The organism is Bradyrhizobium sp. 215_C5_N1_1 (assembly GCF_052075935.1).
Classification (GTDB): Bacteria; Pseudomonadota; Alphaproteobacteria; order Rhizobiales; family Xanthobacteraceae; genus Bradyrhizobium; species Bradyrhizobium barranii.
The window spans coordinates 1,827,464-1,843,401 of the sequence record NZ_CP197228.1 but is presented as its reverse complement, the minus strand read 5'-3'; the positions used below and the strand labels follow the sequence as shown (position 1 = coordinate 1,843,401).

At 65.6% G+C, this 15,938-nt stretch carries 17 protein-coding genes; 9 read left to right on the top strand and 8 right to left on the bottom strand.

Features of this window, described 5'->3' with window-relative positions:
• Positions 1-34 precede the first annotated feature (34 nt).
• The 6 genes from AB7G19_RS08665 to AB7G19_RS08640 form a co-directional block, all read right to left on the bottom strand.
• On the bottom strand, positions 35-724 hold the full coding sequence (locus AB7G19_RS08665) for a response regulator (RefSeq protein WP_028147071.1): 690 nt from the start codon (positions 722-724) through the stop codon (positions 35-37).
• Positions 721-3,444, bottom strand: coding sequence for a sensor histidine kinase (locus AB7G19_RS08660; RefSeq protein WP_085405238.1), 2,724 nt, complete (start codon positions 3,442-3,444; stop codon positions 721-723). Before AB7G19_RS08660 ends, AB7G19_RS08665 begins: the two co-directional genes overlap by 4 nt.
• A 40-nt stretch (positions 3,445-3,484) precedes the next feature.
• Entirely contained in the window at positions 3,485-4,090 is a 606-nt protein-coding gene (locus tag AB7G19_RS08655; protein ID WP_085405239.1) for a K(+)-transporting ATPase subunit C, read from the bottom strand.
• Positions 4,091-4,147: 57 nt separating this feature from the next.
• Entirely contained in the window at positions 4,148-6,262 is a 2,115-nt protein-coding gene (gene kdpB / locus AB7G19_RS08650; RefSeq protein ID WP_085405240.1) for a potassium-transporting ATPase subunit KdpB, read from the bottom strand.
• An 18-nt stretch (positions 6,263-6,280) separates the two neighbouring features.
• A complete protein-coding gene (gene kdpA, locus AB7G19_RS08645) occupies positions 6,281-7,984 on the bottom strand; it encodes a potassium-transporting ATPase subunit KdpA (protein ID WP_085405241.1) in 1,704 nt (567 codons plus the stop codon).
• A 112-nt stretch (positions 7,985-8,096) separates the two neighbouring features.
• The gene (locus tag AB7G19_RS08640) at positions 8,097-8,186 is read right to left on the bottom strand and encodes a K(+)-transporting ATPase subunit F (RefSeq protein WP_041953522.1); all 90 of its coding nucleotides are present in this window, start codon (positions 8,184-8,186) and stop codon (positions 8,097-8,099) included.
• 615 nt (positions 8,187-8,801) lie between these two features.
• Here AB7G19_RS08640 and AB7G19_RS08635 point away from each other — a divergent pair.
• The 4 genes from AB7G19_RS08635 to dapA all read left to right on the top strand — a co-directional run bounded on the left by AB7G19_RS08635 (position 8,802) and on the right by dapA (position 10,891).
• Positions 8,802-9,269: a hypothetical protein gene (locus AB7G19_RS08635; protein ID WP_085405242.1), complete on the top strand. Its 468-nt coding sequence runs from the start codon at positions 8,802-8,804 to the stop codon at positions 9,267-9,269.
• Positions 9,270-9,289: 20 nt separating this feature from the next.
• On the top strand, positions 9,290-9,568 hold the full coding sequence (locus AB7G19_RS08630) for a hypothetical protein (protein WP_081369150.1): 279 nt from the start codon (positions 9,290-9,292) through the stop codon (positions 9,566-9,568).
• 133 nt (positions 9,569-9,701) lie between these two features.
• Complete coding sequence (locus tag AB7G19_RS08625) at positions 9,702-9,956, top strand: hypothetical protein (protein WP_063981387.1); 255 nt, start codon at positions 9,702-9,704, stop codon at positions 9,954-9,956.
• 17 nt (positions 9,957-9,973) lie between these two features.
• The gene (gene dapA / locus AB7G19_RS08620) at positions 9,974-10,891 is read left to right on the top strand and encodes a 4-hydroxy-tetrahydrodipicolinate synthase (RefSeq protein ID WP_135214836.1); all 918 of its coding nucleotides are present in this window, start codon (positions 9,974-9,976) and stop codon (positions 10,889-10,891) included.
• Positions 10,892-10,927: 36 nt separating this feature from the next.
• Here the strand turns inward: dapA and AB7G19_RS08615 are convergent, their stop codons facing one another.
• Positions 10,928-11,221, bottom strand: coding sequence for a hypothetical protein (locus AB7G19_RS08615; protein WP_161495938.1), 294 nt, complete (start codon positions 11,219-11,221; stop codon positions 10,928-10,930).
• Positions 11,222-11,422: 201 nt separating this feature from the next.
• Between AB7G19_RS08615 and AB7G19_RS08610 the strand changes: the two genes are divergently transcribed.
• The 5 genes from AB7G19_RS08610 to AB7G19_RS08590 all read left to right on the top strand — a co-directional run bounded on the left by AB7G19_RS08610 (position 11,423) and on the right by AB7G19_RS08590 (position 14,648).
• Complete coding sequence (locus AB7G19_RS08610) at positions 11,423-11,614, top strand: hypothetical protein (protein WP_085405245.1); 192 nt, start codon at positions 11,423-11,425, stop codon at positions 11,612-11,614.
• 17 nt (positions 11,615-11,631) lie between these two features.
• A complete protein-coding gene (locus tag AB7G19_RS08605) occupies positions 11,632-12,030 on the top strand; it encodes a hypothetical protein (RefSeq protein ID WP_085405246.1) in 399 nt (132 codons plus the stop codon).
• A gap of 90 nt (positions 12,031-12,120) precedes the next feature.
• Positions 12,121-12,249: a hypothetical protein gene (locus AB7G19_RS08600; protein ID WP_256478590.1), complete on the top strand. Its 129-nt coding sequence runs from the start codon at positions 12,121-12,123 to the stop codon at positions 12,247-12,249.
• A gap of 158 nt (positions 12,250-12,407) precedes the next feature.
• A complete protein-coding gene (gene upp, locus AB7G19_RS08595) occupies positions 12,408-13,043 on the top strand; it encodes a uracil phosphoribosyltransferase (RefSeq protein ID WP_085405247.1) in 636 nt (211 codons plus the stop codon).
• 33 nt (positions 13,044-13,076) lie between these two features.
• Entirely contained in the window at positions 13,077-14,648 is a 1,572-nt protein-coding gene (locus tag AB7G19_RS08590) for an AMP-binding protein (protein ID WP_085405248.1), read from the top strand.
• A gap of 30 nt (positions 14,649-14,678) precedes the next feature.
• Here AB7G19_RS08590 and AB7G19_RS08585 read toward each other — a convergent pair whose 3' ends face one another.
• A complete protein-coding gene (locus tag AB7G19_RS08585) occupies positions 14,679-15,911 on the bottom strand; it encodes an acetyl-CoA hydrolase/transferase family protein (protein ID WP_085405249.1) in 1,233 nt (410 codons plus the stop codon).
• Positions 15,912-15,938: the final 27 nt, after the last annotated feature.

The window sequence follows — 15,938 nt, the reverse complement described above, 5'->3', positions numbered from 1 at the left end:
CTCGTTCCGCGCTCCTCAGGATGAGGATCGAAAGCTAATCCCCCGCCTTCAGCCGGTACCCGATCCCGGTCTCCGTCAGCACATATTGCGGGCGTTCGGGATCGGCTTCGATCTTCTGGCGGAGCTGGCGGACATAGACGCGCAGATATTGCGCGTCGGTGAGCTCGTCCCAGAGCTCCTTGAGCAGGAAACGATGGGTCAGCACCTTGCCGGCGTGCTGCACCAGCACGCGCAAGAGATCGTACTCCTTCGGTGACAGCTTTATCTCGCGCTCGCCGACCTTGACGATGCGGCGCACGAGATCAACCGAGAGATCGCCGGTGCGGAACACCGGACGCTCGCCCTTGACCTGGAGCTGGTGCCGCAGCGCCGCACGCAGGCGCGCCAACAGCTCGTCCATGCCGAACGGCTTTGTCAGGTAATCGTCGGCGCCGAGATCGAGCGCCTGCACCTTGCCGGCCTCGTCGCCGCGGCTCGACAGCACCACGATCGGCACGCCTTCGTTGCGGCCGCGGATGGTGCGCAGCAATTCGTGGCCCTGGATGTCCGGCAGGCCGAGATCGAGAATGATCAGCGCGGGTTCTTCCGCGAGCTTCTCGAGCGCGGTCTTTCCGTTCGACGCTTCCAGGATCTCGTAGCCCTGCGTCGAGAGTCCCATCCGCAGCAATTTTCGGATTGGCGGCTCGTCGTCGATGACCAGAACCTTGATCGGGGCGGCACTCATGCGGCTGTATCCAATGCGTGGGTCCGTGCCGGAACGGGCAGCCGGATGGTGAGGATCGCGCCGCTGCGGTCGCCGCGGTTGGCGGCCGAGATCGTGCCCTGCATCGCCTCGACGAAGCCGCGGGAGATGGCGAGCCCCAGCCCGGTGCCGGGACGGACATGGTCGCCCTTCTGCACGCGATAGAACTTGTCGAACACGCTCTCGAGCTCGTCAGGCGGAATGCCGCCACCCTGATCGGCGATTTCTAGCACAACATGATTTCCCTCGCGCCGGCTGCGGATCGAGATCGTTGTATCGGGCAGCGAATATTTCGCGGCATTGTCGAGCAGATTGAACAGCACTTGCTCGAACAGCACGGCATCGAGCTGAAGCATCGGCAGATCGGCGGCCAGCACCAGCTCCACTTTGTGCGCCGTCAATATCTTGCTCGCACGCCGCAGCGCGCTGCCGACGATCTCGCCGAGATCGTGCAGTGCCGCGTTGGGCACGATGGCGCCGGATTCGAGCTTTGTCATGTCGAGCAGATTGGCGATGAAGCGGTTGAGGCGCTCGGACTCGTCGATCACGGTGGCGAGCAGATCGCGCTTCTCGGTGTCGGACAAGGCACCGGCGAGATCGCGCATGGTCGAGGCCGCGCCGAGCACGGAGGCCAGCGGCGTCTTGAGATCGTGCGAGATCGATGTCAGCAGCGCGGAGCGCAACCGCTCGGATTCGACGGTGCGCTTGACGCGATCCACGTCCTCGACCAGCAGCACGCGCTCGATTGCCAGTGCGCCCTGGTCGACGAGTGCATCGAGCAGCCGGCGCTGGTCCGGGGTCAGCAGCGGACCGGTGCGATCATTGTCGATACCGATGACGCCGATCGGACCACGCCCGGTGCGCATCGGCAGGAACAGCCGTTTGGCACCGGGCAGCGTGTCCGAGCCGCGGCCGGCGGGACGATCATTGCTCCAGGCCCAATTGGCGGCGGCGAGATCGGCCTGGTCGATCTGGTCCTCGGGCGGATAGCCGGACTTCACCGTGAGCAGGCCTTCCTCCGGCAGCAGCAGGACCACGCGAACCTTCAGCATCAGCGCAGTTTGATAGGCAGTTGCCCAGAGCACGTCGTCGAGCGTCCCGGTGCCCGTGAGCTTGCGGCTGAACGCATAGAGCTGCTCGGTCGTGCGGATGCGGCCGAGCGCGGTGTCCGCCTGCGTGCGCACCCGCCCGGCGACGTTCGACACCACGAACGCGATCAACATGAAAAAGAAGAACGCCGCGACATTGGTCGGGTCGGTAATCGTGAAAGTGTAGACCGGCGGCAGGAAGAAGAAGTTGTACGCCAGCGACGCCGCGACGCTCGCAAGGAGCGACGGCCACAACCCGTAGCGAACAGCCACGGCGACAACCGCGGTCAGGAACATCAGGTCGACGTTTTCGATGCCGAAATACGGCTTGATGGCCACCGCTGCGGCAAGGCCGAGCGCGGTGATCCCGAGCGCCTTCAAGTAGGGACGTGCATCAAACGCCTCTGCCCGTGCCGCCGTCTGAACCGCCGTCTTCGGCGCCGGCTCGGCCGCGAGCTCATCGCCGGGAATGACGTGAACGCTGATATTGCCGGAACTGCGCACGAGATCATGCACGACGGAGCCGCGCGTCAGTTCGAACCACCGCGAGCGCGTCGATTTCCCGATCACGATCTGGGTGACGTTGTTGCCTTGCGCGAAGTTGATGACGTCGTCGGCGATGCGGCGGCCGACAGCGGGGATGGTCAGCGCTTCACCGCCCAGCGATTCGGCAAGCCGCAGCGTATCGGCGAGACGATCGCGCTCCTCGTCCGAAAGCTGGAGCGACCGCCGGGTCTCGATCGAGATCGCGGTGAATTGCGCATGCAGCCGGTCGGCTAGCCGCTTGGTGTAGCGGACGAGCCCGGCCGCGCGCGGATCCTCGCTGATGCAGACGAGGATGCGCTCGCCCGCGGCCCAGGGGCCGGCGATGGCATTCGCCTGCATGTGATTGAGAAGCTGCTCGTCGACCCGCTCGGCCGTACGCCGCAGCGCCAGTTCGCGCAGCGCGGTCAGATTGCCCGGCGAGAAATAGTGCTCCAGCGCCCGCTCGGCCTGCTTGGGCACATAGACCTTGCCCTCCCGCAGCCGCTGGATCAAATCGTCGGGCGTGAGGTCGATCAGCTCGATCGCATCGGCGCGGTCGAATACCGAGTCGGGCACGGTCTCGCGCACCCGCACATGGGTGATCTGGGCGACGACGTCGTTCAGGCTCTCGATATGCTGGATGTTGACGGCGGTGTAGACGTCGATGCCGTGGGACAACAGCTCCTCGACGTCGAGATAGCGCTTGGGATGGCGGCTGCCGGCGGCATTCGTGTGAGCGAGCTCGTCAACCAGCGCGATTCGAGGGCGGCGCTCGATCACGGCATCGAGGTCCATCTCCTCGACGCTCTGGCCGCGGTAGTCGAACCTCTTGCGCGGCACCACCTCGAGCCCGCGCACCAGCGCCTCGGTCTCGGCGCGGCCATGGGTCTCGACAAAGCCGACCACCACGTCGATGCCCGCCTTGCGCCTGGCATGGGCGCTTTGCAGCATCTCGTAGGTCTTGCCGACGCCGGGGGCGGCGCCGACGAAGATCTTCAGCTTGCCGCTCGCGCTCTCCTCCCGGCGCGCGGCTTCAAGCAGCGCCTCAGGGGACGGACGTTGTTCGGGATCGCGGCGCTCTCGGACCATCAGGCCAATATAATCATCCGCCCGCCCCCAGCCTAGACCGCTACTTCGCGGTGGCGCGATCGAGCGCGAGGTTCAGTGCCAGAACGTTAACCCGCGGTTCGCCAATCAGGCCGAGCAAACGGCCCTGGGTGTTGGAGGCCACGAGCTGCTTGACCTGAGCGTCCGGCAGATTCCGCGCCTTCGCCACCCGCGGCACCTGAAATTCAGCCGCTTCCGGCGAGATGTCCGGGTCGAGGCCGCTGGCCGAGGTGGTGACCAGGTCGACCGGCACGGCGGCGTTCGGATTTTCAGCCTTCAACTTGTCCACATCCTCCTTGAGCCGGTCGGCCAGCGCCTTGCTGGTCGGGCCAAGGTTGGAGCCGCCCGAGTTGGCCGCGTTGTAGGGCGCCGACACCGTCTTGGTCGAATCATTCGGGTCCGGCGCCAAAGTCGCCGAAAGGCGGCCGTGGAAATATTTGTCCTCCTTGAACTCCTGCCCGATCAGGGCGGAGCCGATCACCTTGCCGTCCCGCTCGATCAGGCTGCCCTGCGCCTGTGAGGGGAAGATCGCACCGGCAATAGCGGTCATTGCGAGCGGATAGGCCAGGCCGGTGATGGCGGTGAGCACCAGCAGCAGGACGATGGCGGGGCGAATTTCTCTGAGCATGTTAGGTCTCCAAATCTTTCGTCACTGCGCGGGGCGCGGTGCGCCCCGCGGCGACGATCAAGCCAGATGCAAGGCGGTGACGACGAGGTCGATCGCCTTGATGCCGATGAAGGGAATCACGATGCCGCCGAGGCCGTAGATCAGGAGGTTGCGCCTCAGCAATGCGCCGGCACCGACCGCGCGATAGGCCACGCCCTTCAGCGCCAGCGGGATCAGCGCGATGATGACCAGCGCGTTGAAGATGATCGCCGACAGGATGGCGCTCTGCGGGCTCGACAGGTTCATGACGTTGAGCACGTTGAGCTGCGGGTAGAACGCCAGGAACATCGCCGGGATGATCGCAAAATACTTTGCGACGTCGTTGGCGATCGAGAACGTGGTCAGCGCGCCGCGCGTCATCAGCAGCTGCTTGCCGATCTCGACCACCTCGATCAGCTTGGTCGGGTTGGAATCGAGGTCGACCATGTTGCCGGCCTCGCGGGCGGCCTGGGTGCCGGTGTTCATGGCGACGCCGACGTCGGCCTGGGCGAGCGCGGGCGCGTCGTTGGTGCCGTCGCCGCACATGGCGACCAGCTTGCCCTTGGCCTGCTCGTCGCGGATCAGCTTCAGCTTGTCCTCGGGCGTTGCCTGCGCGAGGAAGTCATCGACGCCCGCCTCCGCCGCGATCGCAGCGGCTGTCATCGGGTTGTCGCCGGTGATCATGATGGTGCGGATGCCCATGCGGCGCAGTTCTGCGAAGCGCTCGCGGATGCCGCCCTTGACGATGTCCTTGAGCTGGATGACGCCGAGCAGCTTGCCGTCCTTGGCGACCGCAAGCGGCGTTCCGCCTGCTTTCGAGATCTCGTCGGCAATGGTCTGGACTTCACGGCCGGCGTCGGAAAGCACTGCAGGCTGGATGGCGCGCGCGGTGTTGCCGGAGGCAACGGCCAGCGGCGCACCGCCGCCGACATAGTTGAGCATGGCATCGACCGCGCCCTTGCGCACCGACGAGCCGCCGGCATCGACACCGCTCATGCGGGTTTGTGCCGTGAACGGAATGAAGGTGGCGCCAAGCTCGGCCATATCCCGGCTGCGAATAGAATACTTCTCCTTCGCCAGCACGACGATGGAGCGGCCTTCCGGGGTCTCGTCGGCGAGCGAGGCGAGCTGGGCTGCGTCCGCGAGCTCCTGCTCGGTGACGCCGCGCACAGGACGGAACGCGGTGGCCTGACGGTTGCCGAGCGTGATCGTACCGGTCTTGTCGAGCAGCAGCGTGTCGACGTCACCGGCAGCCTCGACCGCGCGGCCGGACATCGCCAGCACGTTGAAGCGGACCAGGCGGTCCATGCCGGCGATACCGATCGCCGACAGCAGCGCGCCGATCGTGGTCGGGATCAGCGTCACGAACAGTGCGACCAGCACGACCACCGAGATCGAGCCGCCGGCATAAGCCGCATAGCTCGGAATGGTGACGGTGGCGAACACGAAGATGATGGTGAGGCCGGCGAGCAGGATGTTGAGCGCGATCTCGTTCGGCGTCTTCTGCCGCTCGGCGCCCTCGACCAGCTTGATCATGCGGTCGATGAAGGTCGAGCCTTGCGCGGCCGTAATGCGGACGCGGATCCAGTCGGACTGCACCTGCGTGCCGCCGGTCACCGCCGACCGGTCGCCGCCGGACTCGCGGATCACCGGCGCGGACTCGCCGGTGATGGCGGCTTCGTTGACGGAGGCCACGCCCTCGATCACCTCGCCGTCGGATGGGATGACGTCACCTGCCTCGACCAACACGATGTCGCCGACCTTCAGGCTGGTGCCCGGCACCAGCGTGAAGGCCTGGCCCGCGCCGCTCAGGAGCTTGGCCTGGCTCTCGGTGCGGGTCTTGCGCAACGATTCGGCCTGTGCCTTGCCGCGGCCTTCGGCCACCGCTTCGGCGAAATTGGCGAACAGCACCGTGAACCAGAGCCAGAGGATGATCTGGAAGGTGAAGCCGAGATTCTCGCCGCCGGCGACGAGGTCGCGCAGGAAGATCACCGTGGTGAGCGCGGCCACGATCTCGACCACGAACATCACGGGGTTCTTGATCATCAGCCGCGGGTCGAGCTTGGTGAAGGACGCGCTGATCGCGGGCAGAACGATCTTGGGATCGAGCATTGCCGACATCGGGGCACGTTTTTGCAGTTTCATCGTATCCATGGAGGTCACTCCAAACAATCAGAAGACGTTGCCGGCGTTCATCGCGAGTTGCTCGACGATCGGGCCGAGCGCGAGTGCCGGGAAGAAGGTCAGGCCGCCGATGATCAGGATCACGCCCACGACGAGGCCGACGAACAGCCCACCCGTGGTCGGGAACGTGCCCGCCGACGGCGGGATCGACTTCTTGGCGGCCAGCGAGCCCGCAATCGCCATCGCCGGAACGATCATGAAGAACCGGCCGACGAACATCGCGGATGCGAGCGTGAGGTTGTAGAACAGCGTGTTGCCGGTGAGGCCCGCGAAGGCCGAGCCGTTGTTGCCGGTCGCCGAGGTGAAGGCGTAGAGCACCTCGGTGAAGCCATGCGGGCCGGCATTCGCCATGGAGGCGACCGCCGCCGGATAGACCACGCCGACCGCGGTCCAGCCGAGATACATCAGCGGCAGCACCAGGATCGCGAGCATCGCCATCTTGACCTCGCGCGCCTCGATCTTCTTGCCGACATATTCCGGTGTGCGGCCGACCATCAGGCCGGCGACGAAGATCGCGAGCACGACGAACAGCAGCATGCCATAGAGGCCGGCGCCGACGCCGCCGATGATGACTTCGCCGAGCTGCATGTTGATCAGCGGGATCATGCCGCCGAGCGCGGTGAAACTGTCATGCATGGCGTTGACCGCGCCGCAGGAGGCAGCCGTGGTCACCACGGCGAACAGCGAGGATGCGACGATGCCGAAGCGGACTTCCTTGCCCTCCATGTTGCCGCCGGTGAGGCCGAGCGCATGCATCATCGAGGTGCCGTTGGCTTCCGCCCAGTAGGTGATGGAGACACCGGCGATGAACAGCACGCCCATCACCGCGAAGATCGCCCAGCCCTGGCGCTGGTTGCCGACCATGCGGCCGAACACATTGGTCATGGCCGCGCCGATCAGGAAGATCGAGAGCATCTGCACAAGATTCGACAGCGCGGTCGGGTTCTCGAAGGGATGGGCGGCGTTGGCATTGAAGAAGCCGCCGCCATTGGTGCCGAGCATCTTGATCGCGACCTGCGAGGCCACCGGGCCGACCGCGATGGTCTGCTTGGCGCCTTCGAGCGTCGTAGCCTCGACGTAATCACCGAGCGTCTGCGGGATGCCCTGCCAGACCAGGAACAGCGTGTAGACGACGCAGATCGGCAGCAGCACGTAAAGTGTCGTGCGGGTGACGTCGACCCAGAAATTGCCGACCGTGCGCATCGAGGCGCGCGAGAATCCGCGGATCATGGCCACCGCGAGCGCGATGCCGGTCGCCGCCGACAGGAAATTCTGGTGTGTCAGGCCGAGCATCTGCACGAGATAGGATACCGTGCTCTCGCCGCTGTAATTCTGCCAGTTGGTGTTGGTGATGAAGGAAATCGCGGTGTTGAAGGAGAGATCCTGGGCGACCGCGCCCTGCCCGGCCGGGTTGAAGGGCAACACCGCCTGAAGCCGCATCACGCCGTAGATGATGAGGAAGCCGCCGACATGGAACAGCAGCATCGAGACCGTGTAGGTCAGCCAATGCTGCTCGCGCCTCTCTTCGACGCCGGAAAACCAGTAGATGCCGGCCTCGATCGGCCGCAGCACCGGCGACAGGAACGTCCGCTCGCCGTTGAACACAGCCGTCATGTATCCGCCGAGCGGTTTTGTCAGCGCGACGATAATCGCGCAAAAGAGAATGATCTGGAGCCAACCGATCATAGTCATGGCATCAACCCTTTAGGACGTTTGACCTGCGCAGGAGCGGCAGGATCAGGGCAAGCAGGCACGCCACCAGCGCGGCGTCCGCGAGCAGCAATTCGAGAAGCAGCAGCACGGGTCAGAACCGCTCGGGCCGCAGCAGCGCATAAGTGAGGTAGAACAGGAGACCGAGCGAGACGACGGCGGCGAGCGAATAATCGAAGGTCATGGTCCGCTCCCTCACAGCCGTTCGCAGGCGTAGGTGTAGCCGATCGCGAGCGCGAAGAAGCCAAAGCCCAGCGCCAGCATCAGAATGTCCATCATGGGAATGCTCCTCGTTGGGCTTTATGTCGGACGCAACCGTTTCTCAGGCGTCCGGCGAGCGCGTGGAACGAAGGAAATGCAAAGCATTTCCACGGCACCAGCCGGGACTTTTGACCGTGTTGAAGTGCCACCACCGGCATAGGTTTTCGAGATGAGGCCTATGGCGAAGTTATATGAATTCCATAAAGGCCGGCACGTCGTGGCTGTCCGCCATGTGGCACCGACACTGTATTCCGGGCGGCCGTTCCGAGCAGGCAGCGCAGCGACACAAGCCACCGTTGCTTTCACTACCGTTGTTAAGGCAGGCCATGGCCAGGGTCTTTTCAAAAAGCCCTGCTTCTATAAGCCTCGACCTTCGGCGGCGACGGCGGCCGAGGATCTGTCGCTCTTATCCGGAAGATTCCGTGCACTTATGAAATCCTTATATCTCCCGTCCCGTCCCCATCTCGTTTTCAAATGCGCTTCCAGCCATCTTGGAGAGGCCGGCCGACTGACCGACGCCAATTCCAGGAGGCCAGACATGACCGCCGTTCTCCGACGCCTTGCCCCACCTTCCCTCAACCAACTGCTTCGCGCGGCACCGGCAATGACGCGTCCGCTGATGCTCGACATCATCGATCAGGCCTGCCGGCGCTTCCCGTCGCGCGGGCGGAGCGAGCGCAGTGCGCGCATCATGCGCCTGGTCGATGCCGAGGCCTGGACCGACGCCGCGCTGGCGCTGATCGAGTTCGAGCTGCCGCTGTGGCAGGTCCGCCGCATCGCCTATGACGAGGGCGAGTGGCATTGCGCGCTGTCGCGCGAGCGCGAATTGCCGGACTGGCTCGACGCCGCTGTCGAAGCCCGGCATGCCGATCTCGCACTTGCCTTGCTGTCGGCCTTCATCGAAGTACAGGCATTGGCCGTGGAGGTATCGCGGCCGAGCGTTCCCACCGTGCGCCCCGCCCCGGACCCGCTCTATCAGCCGGTCGCTTGCGAGAATTTCAGCTAGGCCAAGCGGAGGTTCGCGCCTTGCCGCAATCTTCAGACATGTCGCGGGGCCTCAGCCCGACGCGGTTGATCGCGCGCTTTGCCGTCCGCATCGCACTGCTCGTCGCCTTTGCAGCCTTCGGCAGCGTCGGCTTTGCACGCAGCCTCTCCGCCCTGCTCTGGATGTCGATCATCCTGTGCGCCCTCGCCGGCCTCGTCAGGCGCGAGCCGCTGTTCGGTGCCGTCCTCAATCATTGGGACGAGGGCGTTGCCTTCGGCGCCCTGTTCGCGCTGGTTCAGGTCGTCAACGAGCTGGCCTGAACATCGGGCTTTATGACCTTCCTATGAGATCGTCGCGCAGCCTCACTCGAAATCATATTCGCTTGAAAAGATATTGATCGGGTGGTCGCGGGACACGCACCCGCCGCCCGCGTCAATCGGAAGGAATACGAAAGTGAAACTCGTCGAACCTCCCTCGTGCAGCTCTCCCTCGACCATCGTCTTCATCGGCCGCAACCACAGGGGACAGTGGGTCGCCCAGCAGCAGAACGGCCTCTACGGTGGCCTCTTCGTCAACCGCGCCCAGGCCATCAAATATGCGCTGTTCGAAAACGGACAGCATCCCGAGACCATCATCGAGCTGCCACGCGAGATCGAGCTCGACATGGGCAGCAGGCCCGATGCCGCCGCTCCCAAGCGCGCCGCCTGAGTTCCTCGGCAAAAACCATGTTCATCCCACCCTCCGCCTGGTTCACCGGGTTCATACCGGACCTGCCGACGCCGTTCGATTCGGCCGACGCGATCGACCTGAAGGCGTTCGCCGCGCTCTGCGAGCGTCAGATCGCAGCCGGCGTACCCGCGCTGGTGGTGTGTGAGACCGCCGGCGAGGCACCGACGCTCTCGCCGGCCGAGCAGGCGCTGATCATTCGCACCGCGGTCGATGTCGCGCGTGGCCGCGTGCGGATCATCGCCGGCGCCGTGTCGAATTCAACGAGCCACGCCATCGAACTCGCGCGGCGCGCGGAGGCCGCCGGCGCCGATGCCGTGATGTCGGTGGTGCCCGCCTACAACAAGCCGATGCAGGACGGAATGCTCGCGCACTTCCGCGCCATTGCCGGCGCGATCGGCCTGCCCGTGATCCTGCACGACGTACCCTCCCGCACGCTGCGGCCGCTCGCCGACGAGACGCTTCTGCGCCTCGTCGAATCGCGCCAGTTCGTCGGCCTGCGCGATGCGACCGGCGACATCACCCGCCCGATGCGCCTGTCCCGCCGCCTGCCTGCCGGCTTCCGCTGTCTATCCGGCGACGACACCACCGCATTCGGCTTCATCGCGGACGGCGGCGATGGCGCGATCTCGGAGGTCGCCAACATCGCGCCGGATCTCTGCCGCACGATTTTTTCACATGTCAGGCAGGGCCGGCTGCAATCCGCCCGGTACCTGCACAGGCGCCTGATCCCCTTGATCGCCTGCCTCGGGAAGGAGAGCCCGGCCGCACTTAAATGTGCACTCGGCGTGCTTGGCCTGATGTCGCCCGCCACAAGGCTTCCGATCGTTCCGCTGGACGCAGCCGCGCAGAGGGAAGTGGTACGCGCATTCGCCGCGATCGCCGACGAGGAGCTGATCGACCGCGTCGGCGCCTGAGGCGTCGCACGGCATCCGGGTATCCCCATGCGGCAATCAATCGAAAGGCCTCACAGGCTGCTCCGCGCCTGGCAGCTCGCGCTGCTGCGATTTGCCGTGACGCTCGATGAGTCCGACAGGCTTAATGTCGCCGCGCTCGCGGCGGACCTCGATCATCTGGGCGGCGGCGCCAGGGACTCCCTCCACTTCTTTCGGCGGACCAGCTCGCAACTCTGTGCGGCCATCAGCGGGCAGCGGCAGAGTGTGGAAGCGACGCTGGAATGCTTCTGCAAGCAGATCGATGAACCGCGGCTGCGGAACGCCTTTGCCGCAGCGATCGGGATGACGCATTTGGATCCTGCGCCGTCTCAGGCCCGGCCGAAGCGGAACCCCGGTCTCTTCAGAGGGCTGCCGGCGCGACGGTCGGCATCATTATAGCATTCCTATACTGGTGCCTCGGCGCTCATCTCGCAATCCTACGCAACGATGGACATCATACGAGGCAGATTGCGGCGGCCTCGGCCACCGCCACGCTGACGAAGGAATGCAGACATGTCGATGCTGACACATGGCGCTGAGCGCTCCCTTGGCTGGGCCGAACGCCCCGCACGGATCTCGCCGGAGCGCAAGGCACAGCTCAAGCGCCTCGCGCTCAGCGCGCTGACCCTGCTCTCGATGGGCAGCGTGCTCGCAGCGCTGATCGCGCTGAAGACCGCGATCTATGTCTGGCACCTCCACGCCTGACGGCATGGGAGACCATCATGACCTTGCAGATGTGTGAGGAAGCCGCCATGGCCGCGATCGCCCTTCAAGCCGCGCGTCGCCAGCCCGAGCGACCGACAATCGCCGCGTCCGCGGCGTGCCTTGGACCGATCGACCCGGATGTCATCAGCACCGCCATCCCCGCCTTCTTCATCGGGCGCAACGGCGCCGGCCTCTGGGTCGCGCGCGAGGCGCATGGACGCATCGGCGGTCTCTTCCTGTTCAAGAGCTCCGCGGTCGACTTCGCCAACCGGCAGAGTGGGCCCGCAAGATGCGCGCTGGTGTTTCCCGCCGAGACCTTCGAGCTCGATATCGAGAACCGCGGCAATCCGCTGATTGCGCTGGCGGAGGGCGCGAGGCGGCTCCTGGCCCGCGCGGCGGCAAGGCTGCGGACATGATCGAGCTCAAGATCGCCATCCTGGTTGCGGTGATGGGTGCATTGCTGCTCGGCCTGCGCATCGGCGTCGCGCCTGCCACGGACAAGTAGCATGCAGCTCCTCAAGGGAAATCTGGAGCAGGCGGTCACGACAACGATCCTGACCATGACGCTGAGCCTGATCTGGGGCGCGGTCCTGACAATCGTGATCACGCTCGTGGCACGCGGGCTGGGAGTTTAGAACCCGGCACATCGATGGACCGTGAATTGACCATGGCTGCCTACGAGGCGAGCAGCTGGGTACGTAGCGCCGTCGCGATGCCCGCGTGAGGCCGCGTATCCCCGCGAAAAGATCTGGCCGATCTGGCGCTATTTCACGGAACCGTGTAGATCGGTTTCATGAGCACAAGCAGCGTCAACGTCGTCGCCCACCCCCTGGTCCAGCACAAGCTCTCCCTCATGCGGGAGAAGGACCGCTCGACCAAGAGTTTTCGCGAGATCCTGAACGAGATCGGGATGCTGCTCGGCTACGAGGTGACGCGCGATCTGCCTTTGGAGCTGGTGGAGATCGAGACGCCGATCTCGCCGATGCGGGCACCGAAGATTGCCGGCAAGAAGCTCACGCTGGCGCCGATCCTGCGCGCCGGCGTCGGCTTCCTCGACGGCATGCTGGCGCTGATGCCCTCGGCGCGCATCGCCCATATCGGGCTCTACCGCGACCCCGAGACATTGCAGGCCGTGGAATATTACTTCAAGGCGCCGCAGGACCTGTCCGACCGCACCGTGATCCTGATGGACCCGATGCTGGCGACCGGCAACTCGGCCTGCGCCGGCGCCTCCCTGCTCAAGGCGCGCGGCGCCCGCGACATCCGCTTCGTCTGCCTTCTGGCCGCGCCCGAAGGCATCGCGCAGTTCCAGAGCGAGCATCCCGACGTGCCGATCTGGACCGCCGCGATCGACGAGCGGCTCAACGACCACGGCTACATCGTGCCGGGCCTGGGCGATGCCGGCGACCGGATGTTCGGCACCAAGTAGACAGGTCTGCGCGATCGGGTTAGTCCGGTTGCCATGAGCGTCAACCAATTTTCGCTTCAATCGCTGATCGGCACCGAAGGCGCCGAGCCCGCCTTCGTGTTTGACGGCAGGCCGGTCTCGCGCGCGGAATTCTCCGGGAAGGTCGAGCAGACCGCCGCATGGCTTGCCGCGCAAGGCATCGGCCGGGGCGACGTGGTCGCGGTCTGGCTGGTCAACCGGGTCGAATGGATCGCACTGCTGTTCGCCGCCGCCCGCTGCGGTGCGATCGTCGCCTCGGTCAATACCCGCTACCGCAGCGCGGAAGTCGGCCATCTGCTCAAGGTGTCCGGCGCCAGGCTGATGGTGGTCGAGGCCGCGTTCCGCTCGATCGATTTTGCCGCCATCCTCGCCGGGGTCACCAGGGACGAAGTGCCCGCGCTGCAAAGGCTCGCGGTGGTTGGCGGGGATGCGATCCCCGCACACTGGCCCTGTGTGCGCTTCGATGCGTTCGAGACGTCCTATCCGCCAGCACCGCCGGCGCGGGACGAGGTCGATCTGCCGGTGCTGCTCTACACGACATCGGGCACGACCAAGGGACCGAAGCTCGTCGCGCATTCGCAGCGGACGCTCGCCACGCACGCCGCCTCCGTCGCCAAGGCGCTGAAACTCTCGCCACAGCGCCATTCGCTGCTGGCCATGCTGCCGTTCTGCGGCACCTTTGGCATGACCAGCCTGCTCGGCTTCATCGCAGCCGGCGCGACCATCCATGTGCTCGATGCTTTCGAGGCGGCATCAGCGTCGAAGGTCCTTGGCGAACACAAGATCACGCACGCCTTCGGCTCCGACGAGATGTTCCGCCGCATCCTCGCGCTCGCCGACACACCACGGCCATTCCCGCATCTCGAAGTCTGCGGCTTCGCCGCGTTCCAGCCCGGCTGGCGTGAACTCGCCGCGGAGGCCGAGGCGCGCGGCATGCCGCTGTTCGGCCTCTACGGTTCGAGCGAGGTGCAGGCGCTGTTCTCGATCGCCCGCTCCGGTGATGCCTTCGCCGCTCGCATCGAAGGCGGCGGCTGGCCGATGTCTCCCGACGCGAAGGTGCGCGTGCGCGACACTGAGACCGGGGAGCTGGCGGCGCAAGGCGTCTCCGGCGAGATCGAGATCAGCGCGCCCTCGCGCTTCCTCGGCTATTTCAACAACCCGGATGCGACGCACGACGCGATCACCGCGGACGGCTTCTTCCGCACCGGCGACATCGGCCGGATGCGCAGCGACGGCGCCTTCGTCTACGAGACCCGCGCGGGCGATGCGATGCGGCTCGGCGGCTTCCTGGTTGCGCCCGGCGAGATCGAGGACGAGCTCAAAGCCTGCACGGGGGTTGCCGACGCCCAGGTTGTCGCGGTCGATCTTAGGGGTCAGGCGCGCTGCGTCGCCTTTGTGATTCCGGCCGAGGAGCCGCCGCAGCAGGAGATGCTGGTGGCCCGCCTGCGCGAGCGGCTGGCCGGCTATAAGGTGCCGGCACGAATCTATATCGTCGACGCTTTCCCCGTCACCGACAGCGCCAACGGTGTGAAAATCCAGCGCGCCCGGCTTCGCGCCATGGCAATGGAACGGATCGCCGCCGAATAGGCCCGCCTGTTTCAGATGGCTCGCCAGATTCTAGCGCGCGGCGCGAAGTTGTGCCGACAGCGCATCGCGGTGCCCGGGCGCCGCGATCGCGACCATGCGGCGCGCGCGCTCGGCAAGTCCGCAACCACGCAGCTCTGCAACGCCCCATTCGGTCACGATGGCATCGACATCGGCGCGCGGCGTCGTCACGGTCTCCACATGGACGACAATGCGGCTGGTCCCGTCGGACGCCGTCGCCGGCAGCGCGATGATCGCCCTGCCCCCGGGCGATGCATTGGCACCGCGCACGAAATCGAGCTGCCCGCCGATGGCGCCGATCGCGACGCCGTTAAGCGTTTCGGAGTTGACGCTGCCATCGAGCCCGACCTGGAGCGCCGAGTTGATCGCGACCAGCCGGTTGATCCACGCCAGCACATTCTGGCCGTGCGTATATGACGTCGGCCGCACCGAAACCGCCTTGTTCTCGTGCACGAAGCGATAGAGCCGCTTCGTGCCGATCACCTGGTTCGTCACCGTGGTCCCGGCATCGATTCCCTTCTCTGCATTCGTCACCGCGCCGCGCTCGATCAGGTCGACAACGGCGTCATTGATCAGGCCGGAATGGATGCCGAGATTGCGGGCATGGGAGAGCGAGGACAGGATCGCGTCCGGAATGCGTCCCACACCGAACTGAAGCGTACTGCCGTCGGCGATCAGGCTCGCCGCATGCGCGGCGATCAGCCGGGAGATGTCATCGATCGGGGGCGAGGCCAATTCCACCGGCGGGCGCCGGGCCGGCACACGCAAATGGATCGGCACGTCCTCGGGCCATTCCGCCCCGAACGTAAGGGGCGCATCCGGATTGATCTCGGCGATGACCACTCGCGCGCCCCGTGCGGCATCGATGACATAATCGTTGGAGAGGCTTGCGCTCAATCGACCATCGCCGGACTCGGCGAGTTGCACCAGCACCACATCCGCACGATGGCGCCGTGAGGCGAAATCGGCGCAGAAGGCGCTGTAGTTGCTCGGGATCACGTCGAGCCGTCCCGCTTTCGCGAGCCGCCGCGCATTCCCGATCACGCCATAGCTCTGGAACGAGATGTTGGGCGCGCACGCGGCGGAAAACGTGTCGGAGAATATTGGACCGACCATCATGCGGAACGCCGGCAGATGCCCGGCTTGCGCGACCAGCGCTTCGGTCAGGGTGACCGGCTCAGCCGTTGCCTGCCCGCACACGACACGGTCGCCCTCCCGGATCAGGCCGGAGAAGTCGAGGTTCATTGGCGTCCCCGCTAAGCGATCCGCGCG

Coding starts and splice junctions, on each gene's coding strand:
- AB7G19_RS08610 (WP_085405245.1), top strand. CDS start 11,423: ATGTCGATGCTGACACATGGCGCTGAGCGCTCCCTTGGCTGGGCCGAA.
- AB7G19_RS08655 (WP_085405239.1), bottom strand. CDS start 4,090: ATGCTCAGAGAAATTCGCCCCGCCATCGTCCTGCTGCTGGTGCTCACC.
- AB7G19_RS08605 (WP_085405246.1), top strand. CDS start 11,632: ATGACCTTGCAGATGTGTGAGGAAGCCGCCATGGCCGCGATCGCCCTT.
- kdpB (WP_085405240.1), bottom strand. CDS start 6,262: ATGGATACGATGAAACTGCAAAAACGTGCCCCGATGTCGGCAATGCTC.
- AB7G19_RS08635 (WP_085405242.1), top strand. CDS start 8,802: ATGACCGCCGTTCTCCGACGCCTTGCCCCACCTTCCCTCAACCAACTG.
- kdpA (WP_085405241.1), bottom strand. CDS start 7,984: ATGACTATGATCGGTTGGCTCCAGATCATTCTCTTTTGCGCGATTATC.
- AB7G19_RS08585 (WP_085405249.1), bottom strand. CDS start 15,911: ATGAACCTCGACTTCTCCGGCCTGATCCGGGAGGGCGACCGTGTCGTG.
- AB7G19_RS08590 (WP_085405248.1), top strand. CDS start 13,077: ATGAGCGTCAACCAATTTTCGCTTCAATCGCTGATCGGCACCGAAGGC.
- AB7G19_RS08660 (WP_085405238.1), bottom strand. CDS start 3,444: ATGGTCCGAGAGCGCCGCGATCCCGAACAACGTCCGTCCCCTGAGGCG.
- dapA (WP_135214836.1), top strand. CDS start 9,974: ATGTTCATCCCACCCTCCGCCTGGTTCACCGGGTTCATACCGGACCTG.
- AB7G19_RS08615 (WP_161495938.1), bottom strand. CDS start 11,221: ATGCGTCATCCCGATCGCTGCGGCAAAGGCGTTCCGCAGCCGCGGTTC.
- upp (WP_085405247.1), top strand. CDS start 12,408: ATGAGCACAAGCAGCGTCAACGTCGTCGCCCACCCCCTGGTCCAGCAC.
- AB7G19_RS08640 (WP_041953522.1), bottom strand. CDS start 8,186: ATGACCTTCGATTATTCGCTCGCCGCCGTCGTCTCGCTCGGTCTCCTG.
- AB7G19_RS08600 (WP_256478590.1), top strand. CDS start 12,121: ATGCAGCTCCTCAAGGGAAATCTGGAGCAGGCGGTCACGACAACGATC.
- AB7G19_RS08665 (WP_028147071.1), bottom strand. CDS start 724: ATGAGTGCCGCCCCGATCAAGGTTCTGGTCATCGACGACGAGCCGCCA.